This is a genomic window from Vibrio sp. 10N.286.49.C3 (assembly GCF_041469545.1).
Taxonomy (GTDB): domain Bacteria; phylum Pseudomonadota; class Gammaproteobacteria; order Enterobacterales; family Vibrionaceae; genus Vibrio; species Vibrio tasmaniensis_A.
In genome coordinates, this window is the sequence record NZ_JBFRKT010000054.1 from 62,952 (window position 1) to 79,578 (window position 16,627).

Consider the following 16,627-nt stretch of genomic DNA (forward strand, 5'->3'; position numbering starts at 1 on the left):
TTGCTCTTCGTTCTTGCTCCGCTGATGAGCCAAAAAAATGTCATTCACAGCCGTCAGATCATTAATTGCCCAAACTGTTTTAATTCAAAGCCTTAATAGCAAGGCGTTCAGCTATTTATACCCCGTCAAATATCTGTCTCTCAGTTTTATAATTCTATTAATGTACATGTAGCGAAAATGTGTTATTGATTAATCTGTCGTTAATGGGTTGGGTCTTCTTTGTTTGAATGTATTGATGATGTCACTACTGGCGGGCGGGGCCGCTGCAAAAACTCAACCCCATTACTGATAAAAAATCATAACAATAACTCGATCGCACTAGCCGTATATCCATGCTTTGATGCGATCAATTAGATACTTATAGTTAATTTAGTAAAGACGAGCCATGTATATGAATATAAAGAAAAAGCTCTATTCGTTGGGGGTGTTCTCCATCTTCGGCATGATTTCATTGTTGTTTACCACATCTCAATTTGCGGACACCACCGCTAAAATGAGCGAAGCCAAACAAATTACCAAAGAACTTGAAGTGCGACTGCTCAACCTTCGTCGTAACGAGAAAGATTTCTTACTTCGCAGTGATCTGAAATACCTCGACAAGTTCGACGTAAATTACAAAAAATTCTTAGCGTCTGAATCTGAGCTTAATGCTGTGCTGAATGATCTGGGTTTGGCCAACAGTACGCATTTGCGTGAAGATATCGAAACGTACCACACAAGCTTTGTTAACCTTGTTAAAGCCAGCCAAGTGTATGGACTAGCACGAGACAAAGGATTGTTAGGGGAATTTCATACTGTACTCGATAACATCAGCGCCACCGCGAGTGCTGAACAAAAAATTGAGCTGTATCTCTTCAATGATCTGATCGAGAAGGGTGAGTTCGACCCAAGTGTTCTGTCTATTACTTCTAATGCGGGTGGCTCAGCTGCTTTGATAGAAGCAGCTCGTCAAGTCGTAGATCAGAAACGAGTGATAGGGTTAAAACATAACGAAGGGTTACTAGGGCAAGCGCGCACAGGTTCGCACGTTATCGAGACTCAATTCAAAGAATTCTCGGCCGTGTTAGATCAACAGGCGCAACAAGAGATGGATAAACTATCGCTGATCAACAACACCCTTTGCGTCACACTGTTAGTGGCGATCATTCTATTCAGCTGGTTAATCGTACGTTCAATCATCGGTAAGATTGAATCTCTACTTACTGTGATCCGTAATATTGTCGACTCGAACGACGTGTCTATTCGTGCGACGGAGAATGGCAAAGACGAACTCGGTAAGCTAGGCGAATACTTCAATCAACTGCTAGACCAGCTTGAAGGATTGATTGCGACGTCTCAATCTAAGTCACATCAGTTGACACAAAGTACGTCGAGCATGCATGACGAGCTAGAATCGGTCATCAAACAGTTCGAAGTTCAAGCAAACCACACCTCAACAATGACAACTTCAGTGCAAGAGATGGTACTGACTATTGGGGAGATATCAGAAAGTACATCGGTTGCCGCTGAAGGCGTTCATCAAGCGAAAGTGAATGCTGACAAAGGTCGTGAAGTGGTGGTCGATACTATAAATAACATTACCCAGTTGTCTGAACGCCTTTCAAGTAGCCAAGATTCGATTAGTTCTTTGAATCACCATGTCGATCAAATTGGTAGTGCCGTTAACATTATCCAAGGTATTGCGGAACAGACTAATTTATTGGCACTGAACGCAGCCATTGAAGCCGCTCGTGCTGGTGAGCAAGGTCGTGGCTTCGCCGTTGTTGCGGATGAAGTCCGAGCGTTAGCAAGCAGAACGCACCAATCAACCACTGAAATCACAAGTGTAGTCACTGCAATCCAGAGCCAAATGAATGCTTCTATGACAGAGATTGGCGAGTGTAATCAACAAGGCCAGCTGACACTTAAAGATTCAGAAGAACTGGATGCAAGCTTGCAACTGATCTTGAGTGATATGGAAAGCATTCAAGGCAACTCAGAACGTATTGCTTCAGCGATTGAAGAGCAGGGTGCCGTAATGACACAAGTGAGTGACTCAATTACTGAGTTGAATACCATCTCGAATGATAACAACGCTTCGGCGCAGCATTGCTTGGTCGAAGTCGATAAAGTAGCTGAGCAAGCGAACGATATGGATCAAGCGGTAGCGCAGTTTAAGACGTCATAAGATTTCTAGAGCGGCTATAAAACAAAGGCGTGAATTATTCGCGCCTTTTTTGTGCCTGAAGGATAGGCAAGTTCCTGAATCGATAGAAATAAGAATAAGGCATTACAAAATAGACTTAAGTATCTGTGGAATAAAACTAAAATAATGACAGACTAACGATGAACGAACGCATTGACGTGAGCCATATCTTTGGCGCGTTTCAAATAAACGTTAAATCTTACGGAAGAGGAATAGCATGCACTACGACGTATTCAATGGAGACGCAGACGGCATCATCGCGTTGTTACAACTGCGATTAAGTGAACCGAGAAAAAGCGTGCTCGTCACCGGTGTAAAGCGTGATATTAAGTTGGTTTCTCAAGTTGCCAGTCAAATCATAGAGCCGGGCAATCCAAATGATGTCTCTTCCGTTACCGTTCTTGATGTGTCGATGGAGAAGAACCTGCCAGCATTGCACTCACTGTTAGATGCCAACATCGATGTGTTTTACTGCGATCACCATCGAACAGGGGACGTGCCAATCTCTGAGCATTTAGACACTCTGATAGACACCTCGCCAGAGAGCTGCACGAGTTTACTGATTAACCAGAAGCTAAATGGTGCACACGTAGCTTGGGCAATCGCGGCGGCCTTTGGTGATAATTTAAAAGTAGTGGCCGCACAGTTAGCTGATGAAAATGGATTCGAACAATCACAAATTGAGTTCTTAGAAGAGCTAGGTACCTTGGTTAATTACAACGGCTACGGTACATCACTGAGCGATTTGCACTTCACGCCAGTTGAGCTCTACCAAACCCTTTATCAATATCCGAATCCGTTTGATCTTTTTGATGACACAGACTCGGTGTTTTATCGACTACGAGCTGCTTACCAAAATGACCGCCAGCAACTATCAAACCTTGCCCCTGTTTATGAAAGTAAAGTCGCACGTGTGTTTGAACTGCCCGGTGAGACTTGGGCAAGACGTATCAGCGGTGTATTTGGCAATGAGATCGTGAATCAAGATCCAAACCGAGCGCAAGCAGTATTAACGAAAAACCAAGATGGCGAATCTTATACTGTTAGCCTAAGAGCACCACTATCCAATAGAACAGGCGCAGATGAAATTTGCTCTAGCTTTGTAACTGGCGGAGGAAGAAAAGCAGCGGCTGGCATTAATCAACTTAGCGAACTTGATAGAGGGAATTTCATTTCACTGTTGGACGCTTATTATTCGCCGAGTGTTGAGCGCTAACTAAAATAGTAGCGAGAGTGAATAGGGTAAAGAGAGGCCATTTGGCTTCTTTTTTTGTGTCTAAAGTCACCCAAATAAGCCTTTCAAAAACTTAGTTAGCATCAAATTCGGCACTTCACATTGTATGACATCAAAGTAAGAGTGATTATCAATTGTATTAATTCTGGGGAAATAGCACTATACGCATATTGAATCTTCAGTATTTTGAATATCCTTATAATGAATCTTGCCCAGGTCGACCTTAACCTACTCGTTATTCTTAAACACCTTCTTGAAGAGAAGCACGTATCAAACACAGCCTTGGCGCTAGACATGAGCCAACCGACGGTGAGTCGTTCACTACAAAAACTACGAACGGTATTCAACGATGACTTGTTAGTCCGCGCAGCCTATGGGTATGAGTTAACTCCGAAAGCAGAAGTCATTAAGCAAGACCTCAACTCTGTGCTCACACGCCTTGAGAAATTGGTCCATGGAGACGTATTTGAACCGCAGACGAGCAATAGTACCGTTCGGTTCTTTGGCTTGGTTCCGCAAGTCTCGCATTTGTTACCAAAAGTGGTGGCACAAATCCGCAAGCAAGCGCCGAATATGGTTGTCGATATCGACTCGATTCCTAAACGACACTTTGAACCTCTGTTATCAGGTGATGCGCACTTTGTATTGTCGACGCATGAACCATTAAGTTCTGAACAAAACTTGTATCGAATGTTCGTAATCAGTCGCGACTATCGGTTATTGATGAGCAAAGACCACCCTCTGGCGGATAAAGAGATCACCGTTGATGATTTATTGAGTAGCCAACTCGGCCAGATCTCACTGCAAGGGGATAAGAAGCTCTCGATTGAAAGTCGTTTCAAAGATTTGGGCTTGATCGATAAGCAGCGTCAGCTATCGATACCGATTCAACTGTCTAACTTTAACGTCGCTCCAGATATGGCTGAAGCGACCGATATCATCTTTCACCTGCCGACACCTTTCGCTCAACAAGCAGCAAAACAGAGAAACCTCGTTTGTAAACGCGTACCCAAAGCGATCAGGAGCCCATCAGAAGACGTATATCTCTACTGGCATAAACGTTTCCACAATGACCCTATGTGCCGTTGGATTCGTGAACTATTTAAAGAGACATACTCCTAGATTATCTGGCACATGAATGTTACTGGCTTAATGCTAATGAATTGAATATATGTTGTCTACGTTATTTGATAAATGAATAATCATAATGAATTTTCAGCATGAAACTTTCGTTGATTGGAGTGATAACTGGCTGTTTAATGCAAACTATTATCATTACTAATTACATATAAGAATAAATATCATGCCTGAGAAATCTCTTTTGATTCGCAAGCCTCTTTTGATTCGCAAGCCTCTTTTGGTTCGCAAGCACCTTATAGTTCGCAAACCTCTTATGATTCGTAAACCCCTTTCGGTCGCAGTAGCTGTTATTTGCACCTCACTATCGGCTAACGTGTTAGCGCAAAAAGAAGCGCAAGCGACAGATGAGCAAATGGTTGTTACGGCAACTCGTACTGAAATGGCTCTAAAACAAGTGCCAGCTTCAATGTCGGTTATCACCGCTCAAGACATCGAAGACAGCCCTGGAATCACTTTGGCTGACATCGTTGCAGAATCAACGAGTGTGGAATCTGATTTTGATAGCACACGTGCTGGCCGTCAGATGATCTCTATTCGTGGTATGGATTCAGACTATACGCTTATCATGGTGAATGGCCGTCGCTTAAGCTCTGCAAGTGCCATCATTCGTGGTAACGATTTCGATCTCTCGACTATTCCAGCTGAGTCAATCGAACGTGTTGAAATCATCCGCGGCCCAATGTCTGCACTTTACGGTTCAGCTGGTATGGGTGGCACAATCAACATCATCACCAAAGCTCCAGAAAATGATTGGAGCTCAACGATTAACATGGACACTTCATCTCCATTAGACGGAGATGGTGGCGAAGAATATTCTGTTGGTTTTACTACGTCCGGTGCATTGATTGATGATGAGTTGTTTGCGCGTTTTTCTTTAAATCAAACCTCGCGTGACGCATGGCAACCATATACAGGTAATGGTCGTGAAAATATTACCGCTCTAGAGGAACGCGACACTTTAAGTTTGCTTGCCAACCTGACATGGAATATGACAGACAATCAGACGATTGATTTAGACCTTGGCTATAGTGACGATAAACGTGATGGTTTAGCAGAACACGGTACAGGTTCGAACCTAGTGGATAGTAATGTTGTACGTAACAGTCAAGCGATTACACACAGCGGTTTTTGGAACTGGGGTGACACACAAGTTCGTTACTCTCGTGAAAACGTGACAGACAACGATGCCGCTGATCTAGGTAACAATTACAGTAGCGATGTAGAAGAGCTAACTCAAATAGTAGAAGCGTCAGCAACGACTTATCTCGGTGATAGTCACACCGTAACTTTTGGTATGGACTACCAGTTGAGCGAATTAACCAACAAAGAAAACTTGATCAACGGTACATCAGAAGCGTATCAAGGTGCTTTGTTTGTTCAAGACCAGTGGTTGATGACTGAACAACTCACCGCAACCATTGGTGGACGTTTAGATAAGCACGAATTGTACGGTGAAGAATTCAGCCCGCGTGTGTATTTAGTTCACCAAACGACTAATGACCTCATCATCAAAGGTGGTGTAGGTAAGGCTTTCAAAGCACCTTCGCTGACTCAAAACCAAGCCGACTACACAGTTAATAGCTGTAAGGGAGCGTGCGATTTATATGGCAACGAAAACCTGAAGCCTGAAACGAGCTTGAACTATGAAATTGCAGCAATATACAACCAACCACGTTGGAATGTTGAAGGTGCCTTGTTCCGCAACGAAATCAATGACCTTATTGATCGCGATGAAACGTACTGCGAGAACGGCGGAGTGTTTGAATCGGGTAAAGGGTGCGCAGACAGTTCTAGCTCTACTGGCTATGTGAAAGGGAAGCGTACTTATACCAATGTATCTGAGGCGGTGGTTCAAGGTGCCGAACTTACGGGTCAATTCCAGATTACCGATGAGTGGGGCGTGTCTGGTAACTACACGTTCTTAGACACAGAAGATAAGTCAACGGGTGAAGAACTGCTCGAGCGTTACAAGCATTCAGGCTTAGTTAAACTGAACTGGAGCCCAACTTTCGATCTGAATGCCTTTATTAGTGCGCGTTACCGTGGAGAGCGTAATATCGAAACTGATTTGACTCAAGATGCATACACTACTTTAAACATTGGTGGCGTATACAACATTAATGATTCAGTTAGAGTACGTGCAGGCATTACTAACTTGACTGATGAAGCTGTATCACAAGAGCTAGAGAGTATGGGTTATGTTGAAGAGCCACGTACTTACTACGTAGGTATGACAGCGGACTTCTAATCAATCTGTGTTTGATTTGGTAGCAAGATACATATAGAAACGAAGAACCCACATTGGCTCGATACTCTATAAAGAGAACGGCGAGTGTGGGTTCTTTTTTGTGTGCTTGTATCGGTTTAATTCGTTTGGAATTGGCTTACCTAGATTTTTACACAAGTGACCAAAGCATTACCTGATTTGGTATCCCAAGGCAGCAGCTTGTCATAATCGTGCTCAAAAATATGAACCTCAAAGTAGGGCTTCAATATCTCGATCAATTCCTTAAACGAGAATGCCACCATAGGGTGTTCGTCATTCCATACTTGAGTTTCACCCGCAGTCGTTTTTTCGATACTTAGCTTTAACATTTGCTTACTACCTTCGCCGGAGTAGTACCAACCTGAGCGAAAGGTAAAGTCATCATGTTCTTTGTTGGCTGTATGTCGAACAAACAAGTCATTGCTTATCTTCTCTTTATCAACCACGTTGAAGCAGAAGACACCTTCGTGTTTCAAAGCTCGGTGCACGCTTGCAATGCACTCTTTTAGTCTCTCAATACCGTCGTTGTAATGGATGGAATACAAGAAACAAGTGATAAGATCGAGCGGTTCTGAGACCTCAAAGTTACTCATGTTTTGTACTGAAAAGTTAGCTTCAGGGCAACGAACTTGAGCAATGTCGAGCATTGGTTTATTCAGATCAAGGCCACTACTTTGATAGCCGTAATCAATAAAATGGCGAACGTGTGGTCCAGTGCCACATCCAAGGTCGAGGTGTGTTTTTCCTTCATTTCCAAAAATCTGATGTAACCTACGAACGCAGTCACTCTGCGCTTGGTAGTCAATATCGACACACATTAAATCATAGTAACCGGATAGGTCGGTATAGAGTGCGTTGGCGGACATGTTTGCCTGCAGCATTTGCTGAAAAAATTGGGGTGGCGCATAGTAAACTAGAACTTAAAAATAACAAGAAAATCTTGGGTCAACTTATAGGCTTAAATGACCTTTTCTTGATGCTTAGCAATTGTTTCACGAGCCACACTCTATACATGCACCTTCGTGGTTTACTGAGACTCTATTTTTTCCGTTGGATTTAGCACGATAGAGCGCGTCGTCTGTAACTCGAATCAACGTATCTAGGGAGTTGTTGGTACGAACGATGCAGCTGTCGGTAATGCCAATACTGACGCTTGATTGAAACTTGGTGCGATTAAATCCCAAGAATTGATGAGTTCGAAATTCTTCGCAAATACGTTGACCAACAATTTTCGCTTGGGAGTATGCCGTGTCGAAAATGGTTCCATGAGTCGTTCGGTTTTTTGGAAAGAAGACGATAAACTCTTCACCTCCCCAGCGGCCAACCACGCCGTTCAAGGCTTTGACGTGCTTCTTAATGGTATTCGCGAGAGTGCGAATCACTTCGTCACCAACACTGTGTCCAAATTGGTCATTAATTTTTTTGAAGTCATCAATATCCAACAGTAAACAAGACATCTCAGTTTGTTCTTTTAACGGTTTTTTTAACCAATCGTAAATGGCACTGCGGCTGAATACTTGTGTTAGGTCGTCGTGAAGTGCGCGGTGCAGTAGCTCTTGTTCTAATTTAACCTTGTCGGAAACGTCTTCTACCACCACTTGGATCGCTTTTTCGCCTTCCCAATTGATGATGTTGTCGTAGATATTGAAGTGTTTTTTACTCCCGTCAAAGCATTGGTTTTCAACCACAGAACTGAAGCTTGGTGTATCACCGGCAAGAATACTCTGGCTGCGTCTCATGGCATTGATACGACTGTCCGGCGGAATAATTGAAATGATTGAGTCCATGGCGAGCACTGCTTCTATCGATTTGGCACCCTGCATTTCAACCCAGGCTTGATTAACCATTAGAGGCTTGAAATTTTGGTGGACGAGCACGCCCTGTTTCGAACTATTGAGTAAAGTCCGGTACATACGATCTTTTTCTTGATGTTTACGCTCTGAAGCAACAACTGAGGTAATATCTATGATCATTACACGAAGAGCGGGGCGGTCGTTGACTCTGACCGCTTGAGCAAGGCTAAACAGCGAGAGAAGGCGGTTATTCACCGGAATATCTTTATAAAGCTTTCCCTTTCCCAGTTGGCCTTTAATCGCAGAAAGGTAACGTTCACGGACAGAGCCGTGATAATCTTTGGGTATTAATGAGTAGACAAAATCGACGTTGTTGAGAAGTGCTTCACGGCAACTGTAACCGAAGATTTTTGCAATGTTTTCGTCGACATCGATGACACGGTGGTCTTGCAGCGTAATATAGCCCTGTGCAGAGTCGAAATTCTGCCTAGGGGTGGCTGTGGTTAAATCTAGTTGGATGCTCATATAGATCTGACTACATATCCTCTCACCAAAAACAGGTGCTTTAAATAAATGGTGGTGTCGTAAATAAATTGTGACTGCTGTATATCGACAAAGCTATCAGATACCTAACACGGCAAGCGTCACGAGACTATGTGATTAAAGTGTGCCGTACGCAACTTTTTGAGGGTAGCGTAATTTTACTGTATCTAAAACGGATAAAAAAATTATTAAGGATAATTAAAGAGTTATGGAAATAAAAATTGATGATTTGTCGGGTGGAGAGGTTATTGAGCTACTCGAAGAGCATTTAGCTGATATGTATGCGACATCGCCAGTCGAAAGCGTTCATGCACTGGATCTAGAGGGGCTCAAGTCGCCAGAGATTACTTTTTTCAGTGCTTGGAAATACAGCCAACTGCTTGGGTGTGTCGCCATTAAAGAGCTTGATACACAACACGCTGAACTGAAGTCAATGAGAACCTCGCAGTTTGCAAGAAAGTCCGGTGTCGCAAGCAAGCTATTGCAGCACGTTTTGGATACGGCAACCGCTCGCCAATATCGACGTATTAGCCTAGAAACGGGATCGGAAGACTACTTTAAGCCAGCGCGTAATTTGTACCAAAAATTTGGCTTTGGTTACTGTGAACCTTTTGCTAATTATGTGTTAGATCCGCACAGTCATTTCATGAGTTTTGAGTTACGTTAAGAGGCTAGCTTTAGATGACGACTTACTTAGCAGGTTTCTCCCTTGGCCTTTCGTTGATTCTTGCGATTGGCTCTCAAAATGCGTTTGTTTTAAAGCAAGGGCTTAAGAACCAACACGTATTGGCAGTTTGCGCTGTATGTGCCATTTCTGACGCCTTACTCATTAGCTTTGGTGTGACGGGGTTTGGCGCGATCGTTGAGCAGTTCCCTCAAGTTGAGCAGTTTGCTCGTTACGGTGGGGCTATCTTTTTAGGCGTTTACTCATTCTTGAGCTTTCGCTCAGCATTTACCGAAAATCATGCCTTAGAAGCCAGTGTCGAAACCAAAAGCTCTTTAACCAAAGCAGTTACCATGTGTTTAGCGTTTACTTGGCTTAATCCGCATGTGTATCTGGATACTGTGGTATTGCTTGGTTCTATCTCTACACAATATCAACCAAATCAAATGTTGTTTGGTGCAGGTGCAGTATCGGCTTCATTCGTGTTCTTTTTTTTACTTGGCTATGGTGCACGATTCTTAGCTCCAATGTTTAAGAACCCGAAATCATGGAAGATGTTGGAGTTTGTTGTAGGAGTGATCATGGCATCTATTGCACTATCTTTGGTTGTTTAGTTTTACTCTGCTTTCGTTAACTTCTCCTCATCAGTTGAACGCTGGTGGGGAAAGTACGGCTTGTTAGCTTGCTAGCTCGTTAATTAGTAATTAGTACTGTATCCCTCTGTCTTGCCTCCCTAGCTATTAATTATTCTTTGCAAAGATTTCGCATTTCTCTGTTGGTTTTAAACGTCTTGATAACAACAAATTAAATTATTTCGTGAAATAACGAATTATTCTTCGTCTTTTGGATTTTGGGTTCGTCTTAGGGGTGTAACAAGAAATTATTAACCCGATTCGGAGGCAAAAATGATTAAATTGATTAGCTTTAAAAACTGCCCATTTGTTCAACGTGTAATGGGTTCACTAGTAATGAAAAACGTCCCGTTTGAAATTGAGTACATTGAGCTGAATAACAAACCACAGTGGTTTTTGGATATCTCACCGAACGGGCAGGTTCCTGTATTGATTACAGAAAATGACACGGTTCTTTTTGAGTCTGATGCGATTGTTGAATACCTAGACGATAAATATGCCCCTATTGAAGAGGTTTCACCCGAGCAGAAAGCACTCGACCGTGCTTGGTCTTATCAAGCGAGCAAACATTACATGGCACAGTGCGGCACCATGGCGAGTAAAGACAAAGAGACTTTTGAAACACGCTTAGCCAATTTACAAAAGGCGTTCCTAAAGGCAGAGAAAAAACTGGGTGATACTGAGTTCTTTAAAGGGGACTACATCTCTAACGTCGACATCGCTTGGTTACCACTGTTACACCGAGCATTTGTAATTAAAGGGCGTTCAGGCTTCGATATGCTAGAAAGCTTCCCGAAAGTACAGAGGTGGCAAGCGGCTCTGATTGAATCTGGGTTGACCGATAAAACCGTTCCAGCGGACTTTATTGACAAGTTCAGCGGCTTTTATTTAACGAATAACTACCTGGCAAGCCTAGCAGAAGCTCGCTAAATAAAGATTAAGTAATTTATGGCGTATAGTTTAGGCCACAGACAATTAAAACCGCTCTAACGTTGAGCGGTTTTTTTATGTCAAAAATAATGATTGGTTACGCTATGGGCATAGTTGATCCAAAGCCTGAAATTAGTTGGTTTTCACAAGCTTATAAAAGGGTATTTTGTCGACTATTTTGGTAAATTAAAGCTATTACCGACTTCCAGTGAGCAGCAATGAAGATTCTTCACACGTCCGATTGGCACCTTGGCCAAAACTTCTACAATAAAAGCCGTAAGAATGAACATGAACGGTTTTTACAATGGTTACTTCAGCAAGTTACTGAGCACAACATCGACGCGATCATTGTTGCTGGCGATATTTTTGATACCAGCACACCGCCGAGTTACGCTCGTGAGATGTATAACAAGTTTGTGGTCGATTCGAACAAGATCGGCTGCCAATTGGTGTTATTAGGTGGAAATCACGATTCAGTCTCTGTGCTTAAAGAGACACAACAGTTGCTCAAATACATGGGTGCAGACGTGATTCCGAACACCAATGAAGATCATGCGACTCAGGTTGTCGAACTAAAAGGCAAGAACGGCGATGTAGAAGCGCTGGTTTGTGCCATTCCTTTTATTCGCCCTCGTGATGTGTTGACCAGCCAGGCGGGCGTCACAGGCGTTGAGCGTCAGAAGCAACTCGGCGATGCAATCAAACAGCACTACCAAAGTGTTTATGATGCCGCTGTAGAAAAACGTGCGGAGTTTGAAAACAGCGAGCACATGCCGATTATCGCTACTGGTCATTTAACGGCAATGGGTGTTCAACAATCGGATTCGGTACGCGACATCTATGTCGGCAACCTTGATGGTTTTGCCGCTGATGGCTTCCCAGACGCAGACTATATTGCACTTGGTCATATCCACCGCCCACAAGTTGTGGCAAAGCGTGAATACATTCGTTACTGCGGTTCACCAATCCCTTTAAGCTTTGACGAACTTAAATCTCAAAAGCAGGTATGTGTGGTTGAATTTGTTGAGGGCGTGCGAACCATTTGTCAATTGCCCGTTCCTACATTCCAACCTCTAGCTGAAATCAAAGGCGACTTGAGCGAGATCGAATCTCAGCTGAACCAATACATAGGTTTAGATAGCGAACAAAGCGTGTGGTTATCGATAGAAGTGCAAGCGCAAGATTACTTGTCGGATCTACAAGAGCGCATGCGCTCATTAACTGACGGTTTGAATGTGGAAGTACTTCAACTGCGCCGCGCAAGAGAGCGTCGTAATCAAGCATTAGAGCAAGAGTCGGCAGAGACCTTATCTGAACTGAGCCCGATGGACGTGTTTAGCAAGCGTATTGCCTTAGAAGAGTTTGAAACCGATTCTGAAAAAGCACGTTTAGAGCGAATGACGGTGAAGTTTAAACAAGTGATGGTTGAAGTGTCTGAAAGCGCTCAAACACCAAACAAAGTAGAAGAGTAACCAGTATGAAGATTTTAAGCCTAGAATTTGAAAACCTGAGCTCTTTGAAAGGGCGTTGGAAGCTCGATTTTACCCAATCACCGTTTGCAGAAAATGGTCTGTTCGCGATTACTGGCCCAACAGGGGCAGGTAAAACCACCATTCTTGATGCGATTTGTTTGGCATTGTTCCACCGCACACCGCGTTTAAAGAGCATCGCTAAAGGCAACAACGAATTAATGACGCGTGGCACGGGTGAGTGTTTCGCTGAGCTTGAATTTGAAGTGCAGGGCAAAACGTATCGCTCTAACTTCCACCAAAAGCGAGCTCGCGGAAAGCACGATGGCGCATTACAAACGCCAACGTGTGAATTTGCGGATGCGGACACCGATAAAGTCTTAGAGACTATGTTGACCAAGAAGACAAAGTTGGTGGAGCAGGTAACGGGTCTCGATTTCTCACGCTTCACTAAATCGATCATGTTGTCTCAAGGTGAGTTTGCGGCGTTCTTAAATGCTAATGCTAACGACCGTGCCGAGCTACTTGAAGAGCTGACGGGCACAGAAGTCTATAGCCTGATCTCTGAGCGCATCTACGATCATTTCAAGTCGAGTGAAGAGTCGCTTAATCACCTTAAAGCCAAAGCAGAAGGTGTGAGCTTACTGTCTGAAGAGCAAATCCAAGAGCTAACCGCAGAACGAGAAACGTTAGAAGCGGAACAGAAGCGTTTAGCGGAGCAATTAAAAGAGTGGCAAGCGCATCTAAGCTGGTGGAAAGACGTAACTAAAGCTGAGCAAACTATCGCGACCAGTGAGCACGATCTTAAAACAGCTCAAGATGAACTAGACCGTAATCAACCTTCATTAGAGCGCTTGGCAAACAGTGAGCCGGCTGAAAAGCTGCGCCCAATGCACAAAGATTTAAAGCGTTGCGAACAAGAGGTGAACACTACTCAAGCTCACTTAGATAACAGCTCTAAGTTACTGGCCGTTCGTGATGCAGAAAAGCAAGACGCGCAAATTAAATTGACTCAAAGCAGTGCAATTGTCGAACAAGTAAAAACCGAGCAACAAGATCAAGAGAAGATCATCGATCTTGTCCGTCCGCTAGATAACCAAATTGCCGTACTCAAAGATAAGCAAACTGCGGCCTTTAATGCAGCAAATACGCTAAACGAGCAACACACGCAACAGCGTAATCAACAGATTGTTTTAGTCCAAAAAATTGATGCACTGAAGCAACAAGATCAACTCAGCACTGAGTACTTAAATACACATCAAACTGACCAACATCTGGAAAAATACTTAGGTCAGTGGCAAGCAAAGGTAGAGCAAGTTCGTACTCTAGAGCTTCAGCATGCAGAACAGTTAAACTCAGCGAAGCAAACTTTGTCTGCGATTGATGCACAGCAAACGATCATCAAATCTGCGCAAGAAGCTAAAGCAACGCAAGACAAAACTTTAAGTGAATTGGTTGTGCTAGAGAGTAGTGCAAAGCAACAGTGGGAAGCATTGCAAGGCAACATCAGCGAACAAGTATTGAATGCGCAAAAAGATCTGTTGGAGTACTGGAATCGCAATACGCACTCATTACTTGAGATCAACCGTGGTTTCCTAAATGCCCAGCAACAGCTGCACGCAAAAACTCAGGCACATCAAACTAACACTCAGTTGGTCGATAAGCTTTCGAAAGAACGTGAAGTGTTAGTCGAGCGATATAAAGAGAAAGAGACGTCTCTTGAACGACTAACGCGATTGATTGATCAAGAAGGCGAATTGGCGAAATACCGTGCGGCTTTGGAATCTGGAACTGAGTGCCCACTGTGTGGTTCAACAGACCATTCGATTGAGCAGTCGCAAGATATTGCAAATTTGGTTGCTCAAAAAGAAACGGAAAACCTAGAGTTAACGGCCATCAAAAAAGAAGGCCAAGAGCATCGTCAGCAGTTAGATTCTCTGGCCCCTATGATTGCAGCGCTTAACGATGACATTCAACGTGCGCAAGCGGATATTCAACAAGCTCAACTGAATTGGCAAGGTGTAATCGGCAAGCTTCAACAGAGCTTATCGGATTTCGTTGGCATGGCTCCTGAACTGGCACTGTTAACGATTAACGATTTGGGCAATGAAGCTATAGTCGCGACCTTTGCTCAGCAGTGTGAACTTCAACTAAGTCAGAGCTCACAGCAACTCAAGGCGTTGGCTGATGCGAAAGCGCTCTATGCTGAAGCTGAGAAACAACGTTTATCTGTAAGTGTTATGGCTGACAAGGCGCAGTCTAATCTCGAGTTGGCCGAGCAACGCTTAGCGGATCTGAATAAGCAAAATCACAGCACGAACGAACAAGTGGCTCAGATAGCTCTAGCAAAAGAACAGCAATGGAACGCTCTGAAAGAGAGCATTGTTCAAACGGCTATTGAAGCGCCTGAACTTGAAAATATTGATGATTGGTTTGCTGCTAAATCGCAAGCATCAAACACATGGCAGCAAACCAAACAGCAACAGGCCGATATTGAGAAGCAACTGATCACTCAAAATGCCGAATTGAAAACCTTAGATGACAAGCTAAGCAGTGTTGAGAAAGAGCTCGCGACACTCACGCAAGAAAGTGAGTCTCTAGCGTCAGAGCTCACTCGTGTAGTTTCTGAAAGAACAGAGTTGTTTGGTGACAAAGACATTCAAGCCACCAGCAATGCGATGAAGCAAAAAGTCACAGAAGCGGTTAGTGCATTTGATGCCGCGCAGTTGGTGCTTAACCGCTGTGAACTTGAACATCGAACTGAGCAAACCAAACACACTGGTTTCTCGGACGAGTTGGTCAGTAAGCAATCAAGCTACACACAAGCGTCGAATGCTTGGTTACAAGCACTGAAAACGAGCCCATTCGAAGATGAGGTAAATTTTGAAGCGGCGTTGTTGGATGAAGAGGTTAGAACTCAACTTCAAAGCTTGAAGAAGTCTTTGGACGAAGCGATTGTCAGTGCACAAGCAAGGTTGAACACTGCCAAAGCGACGCGAGTGGAGCTACAAAAACACACCAACGCTAAAGTATGGCAAGAGCAAGACCAACAGCAAGTTGAAGACGCGACTACTGAGTGTCAAAACGCACAACAAAGCCATGCGACAAAGATCGGCGCAATTTCTGCCAATCTTGAAACGGATAGCCAGAACCGCAGTAATCAGCAAGATCTGTTCAAGCAGATCGACGAACAGCAGGTCGAGTTTGATGATATCTCACGTCTGAACTCACTTATCGGTTCTAAGAACGGCGATAAATTTCGTAAGTTTGCCCAAGGTTTAACTCTGGAAAACTTGGTGTATTTGGCGAACAAGCAGCTACAGCGTTTACATGGTCGTTATGAGCTAAAACGTAAAGCCGATGATGGCTTAGAACTTCAAGTGCTCGACACATGGCAGGGCGATGTGATGCGTGATACCAAGACGTTATCCGGTGGCGAAAGCTTCTTGGTGAGCTTGGCGTTGGCATTAGCGCTTTCTGATCTTGTGAGCTACAAAACCAGTATTGATTCTCTGTTCTTGGATGAAGGTTTCGGCACGCTGGATAGCGACACATTGGACATTGCCCTAAACGCGCTCGATAACCTGAATGCGTCAGGCAAGATGATTGGCGTCATCAGTCACGTTGAAGCACTGAAAGAGCGAGTGCCTGTTCAGCTTAAAGTAACAAAACACTCTGGCTTAGGTGTCAGTGAGATGGAGAAGCAGTATAAGGTTGTTGCTTAGGTTCTAGCTATATTCCATCAGCGCAGAAATAGAAATAAAGCTAGAT

The 16,627-nt window shown here is 43.7% G+C and carries 11 protein-coding genes; 9 read left to right on the plus strand and 2 right to left on the minus strand.

The window, feature by feature from the left end; translation table 11 throughout:
* Positions 1 to 442: 442 nt before the first annotated feature.
* The 4 genes from AB4180_RS19275 to AB4180_RS19290 all read left to right on the plus strand — a co-directional run bounded on the left by AB4180_RS19275 (position 443) and on the right by AB4180_RS19290 (position 6,807).
* On the plus strand, positions 443 to 2,167 hold the full coding sequence (locus tag AB4180_RS19275; protein ID WP_102248903.1) for a methyl-accepting chemotaxis protein: 1,725 nt from the start codon (positions 443 to 445) through the stop codon (positions 2,165 to 2,167).
* A gap of 235 nt (positions 2,168 to 2,402) precedes the next feature.
* Positions 2,403 to 3,401, plus strand: coding sequence for an acetyltransferase (locus AB4180_RS19280; RefSeq protein ID WP_102248870.1), 999 nt, complete (start codon positions 2,403 to 2,405; stop codon positions 3,399 to 3,401).
* A 219-nt stretch (positions 3,402 to 3,620) separates the two neighbouring features.
* Complete coding sequence (locus tag AB4180_RS19285; protein WP_009846869.1) at positions 3,621 to 4,541, plus strand: LysR family transcriptional regulator; 921 nt, start codon at positions 3,621 to 3,623, stop codon at positions 4,539 to 4,541.
* Between the two features lie 271 nt (positions 4,542 to 4,812).
* Positions 4,813 to 6,807, plus strand: coding sequence for a TonB-dependent receptor domain-containing protein (locus tag AB4180_RS19290; protein ID WP_198592235.1), 1,995 nt, complete (start codon positions 4,813 to 4,815; stop codon positions 6,805 to 6,807).
* Between the two features lie 140 nt (positions 6,808 to 6,947).
* Here the strand turns inward: AB4180_RS19290 and AB4180_RS19295 are convergent, their stop codons facing one another.
* Together AB4180_RS19295 and AB4180_RS19300 are read right to left on the minus strand one after the other, a co-directional pair.
* Positions 6,948 to 7,691, minus strand: coding sequence for a class I SAM-dependent methyltransferase (locus AB4180_RS19295; protein ID WP_102248871.1), 744 nt, complete (start codon positions 7,689 to 7,691; stop codon positions 6,948 to 6,950).
* Between the two features lie 126 nt (positions 7,692 to 7,817).
* Complete coding sequence (locus AB4180_RS19300; protein WP_102248872.1) at positions 7,818 to 9,143, minus strand: sensor domain-containing diguanylate cyclase; 1,326 nt, start codon at positions 9,141 to 9,143, stop codon at positions 7,818 to 7,820.
* Positions 9,144 to 9,369: 226 nt separating this feature from the next.
* On the opposite strand from AB4180_RS19300, the gene AB4180_RS19305 reads away from it, so the two are divergent.
* From AB4180_RS19305 to AB4180_RS19325, 5 genes are all read left to right on the plus strand, one after another.
* Positions 9,370 to 9,828, plus strand: a complete 459-nt coding sequence (locus AB4180_RS19305; RefSeq protein WP_102248873.1) for a GNAT family N-acetyltransferase — start codon at positions 9,370 to 9,372, stop codon at positions 9,826 to 9,828.
* 14 nt (positions 9,829 to 9,842) lie between these two features.
* The gene (locus AB4180_RS19310) at positions 9,843 to 10,439 is read left to right on the plus strand and encodes a LysE/ArgO family amino acid transporter (protein ID WP_017104375.1); all 597 of its coding nucleotides are present in this window, start codon (positions 9,843 to 9,845) and stop codon (positions 10,437 to 10,439) included.
* 291 nt (positions 10,440 to 10,730) lie between these two features.
* Positions 10,731 to 11,387, plus strand: a complete 657-nt coding sequence (locus AB4180_RS19315) for a glutathione S-transferase family protein (protein WP_102248874.1) — start codon at positions 10,731 to 10,733, stop codon at positions 11,385 to 11,387.
* A gap of 218 nt (positions 11,388 to 11,605) precedes the next feature.
* The gene (gene sbcD / locus AB4180_RS19320) at positions 11,606 to 12,859 is read left to right on the plus strand and encodes an exonuclease subunit SbcD (RefSeq protein WP_102248875.1); all 1,254 of its coding nucleotides are present in this window, start codon (positions 11,606 to 11,608) and stop codon (positions 12,857 to 12,859) included.
* A gap of 5 nt (positions 12,860 to 12,864) precedes the next feature.
* A complete protein-coding gene (locus AB4180_RS19325) occupies positions 12,865 to 16,581 on the plus strand; it encodes an AAA family ATPase (protein ID WP_102248876.1) in 3,717 nt (1,238 codons plus the stop codon).
* The last annotated feature ends 46 nt before the right edge of the window (positions 16,582 to 16,627 follow it).

Bases quoted from the DNA above. Each gene is read 5' to 3' on its own strand.
- AB4180_RS19275 (WP_102248903.1), top strand. From the start codon at position 443: ATGATTTCATTGTTGTTTACCACATCTCAATTTGCGGACACCACCGCT.
- AB4180_RS19280 (WP_102248870.1), top strand. From the start codon at position 2,403: ATGCACTACGACGTATTCAATGGAGACGCAGACGGCATCATCGCGTTG.
- AB4180_RS19285 (WP_009846869.1), top strand. From the start codon at position 3,621: ATGAATCTTGCCCAGGTCGACCTTAACCTACTCGTTATTCTTAAACAC.
- AB4180_RS19290 (WP_198592235.1), top strand. From the start codon at position 4,813: ATGATTCGTAAACCCCTTTCGGTCGCAGTAGCTGTTATTTGCACCTCA.
- AB4180_RS19295 (WP_102248871.1), bottom strand. From the start codon at position 7,691: ATGTCCGCCAACGCACTCTATACCGACCTATCCGGTTACTATGATTTA.
- AB4180_RS19300 (WP_102248872.1), bottom strand. From the start codon at position 9,143: ATGAGCATCCAACTAGATTTAACCACAGCCACCCCTAGGCAGAATTTC.
- AB4180_RS19305 (WP_102248873.1), top strand. From the start codon at position 9,370: ATGGAAATAAAAATTGATGATTTGTCGGGTGGAGAGGTTATTGAGCTA.
- AB4180_RS19310 (WP_017104375.1), top strand. From the start codon at position 9,843: ATGACGACTTACTTAGCAGGTTTCTCCCTTGGCCTTTCGTTGATTCTT.
- AB4180_RS19315 (WP_102248874.1), top strand. From the start codon at position 10,731: ATGATTAAATTGATTAGCTTTAAAAACTGCCCATTTGTTCAACGTGTA.
- sbcD (WP_102248875.1), top strand. From the start codon at position 11,606: ATGAAGATTCTTCACACGTCCGATTGGCACCTTGGCCAAAACTTCTAC.
- AB4180_RS19325 (WP_102248876.1), top strand. From the start codon at position 12,865: ATGAAGATTTTAAGCCTAGAATTTGAAAACCTGAGCTCTTTGAAAGGG.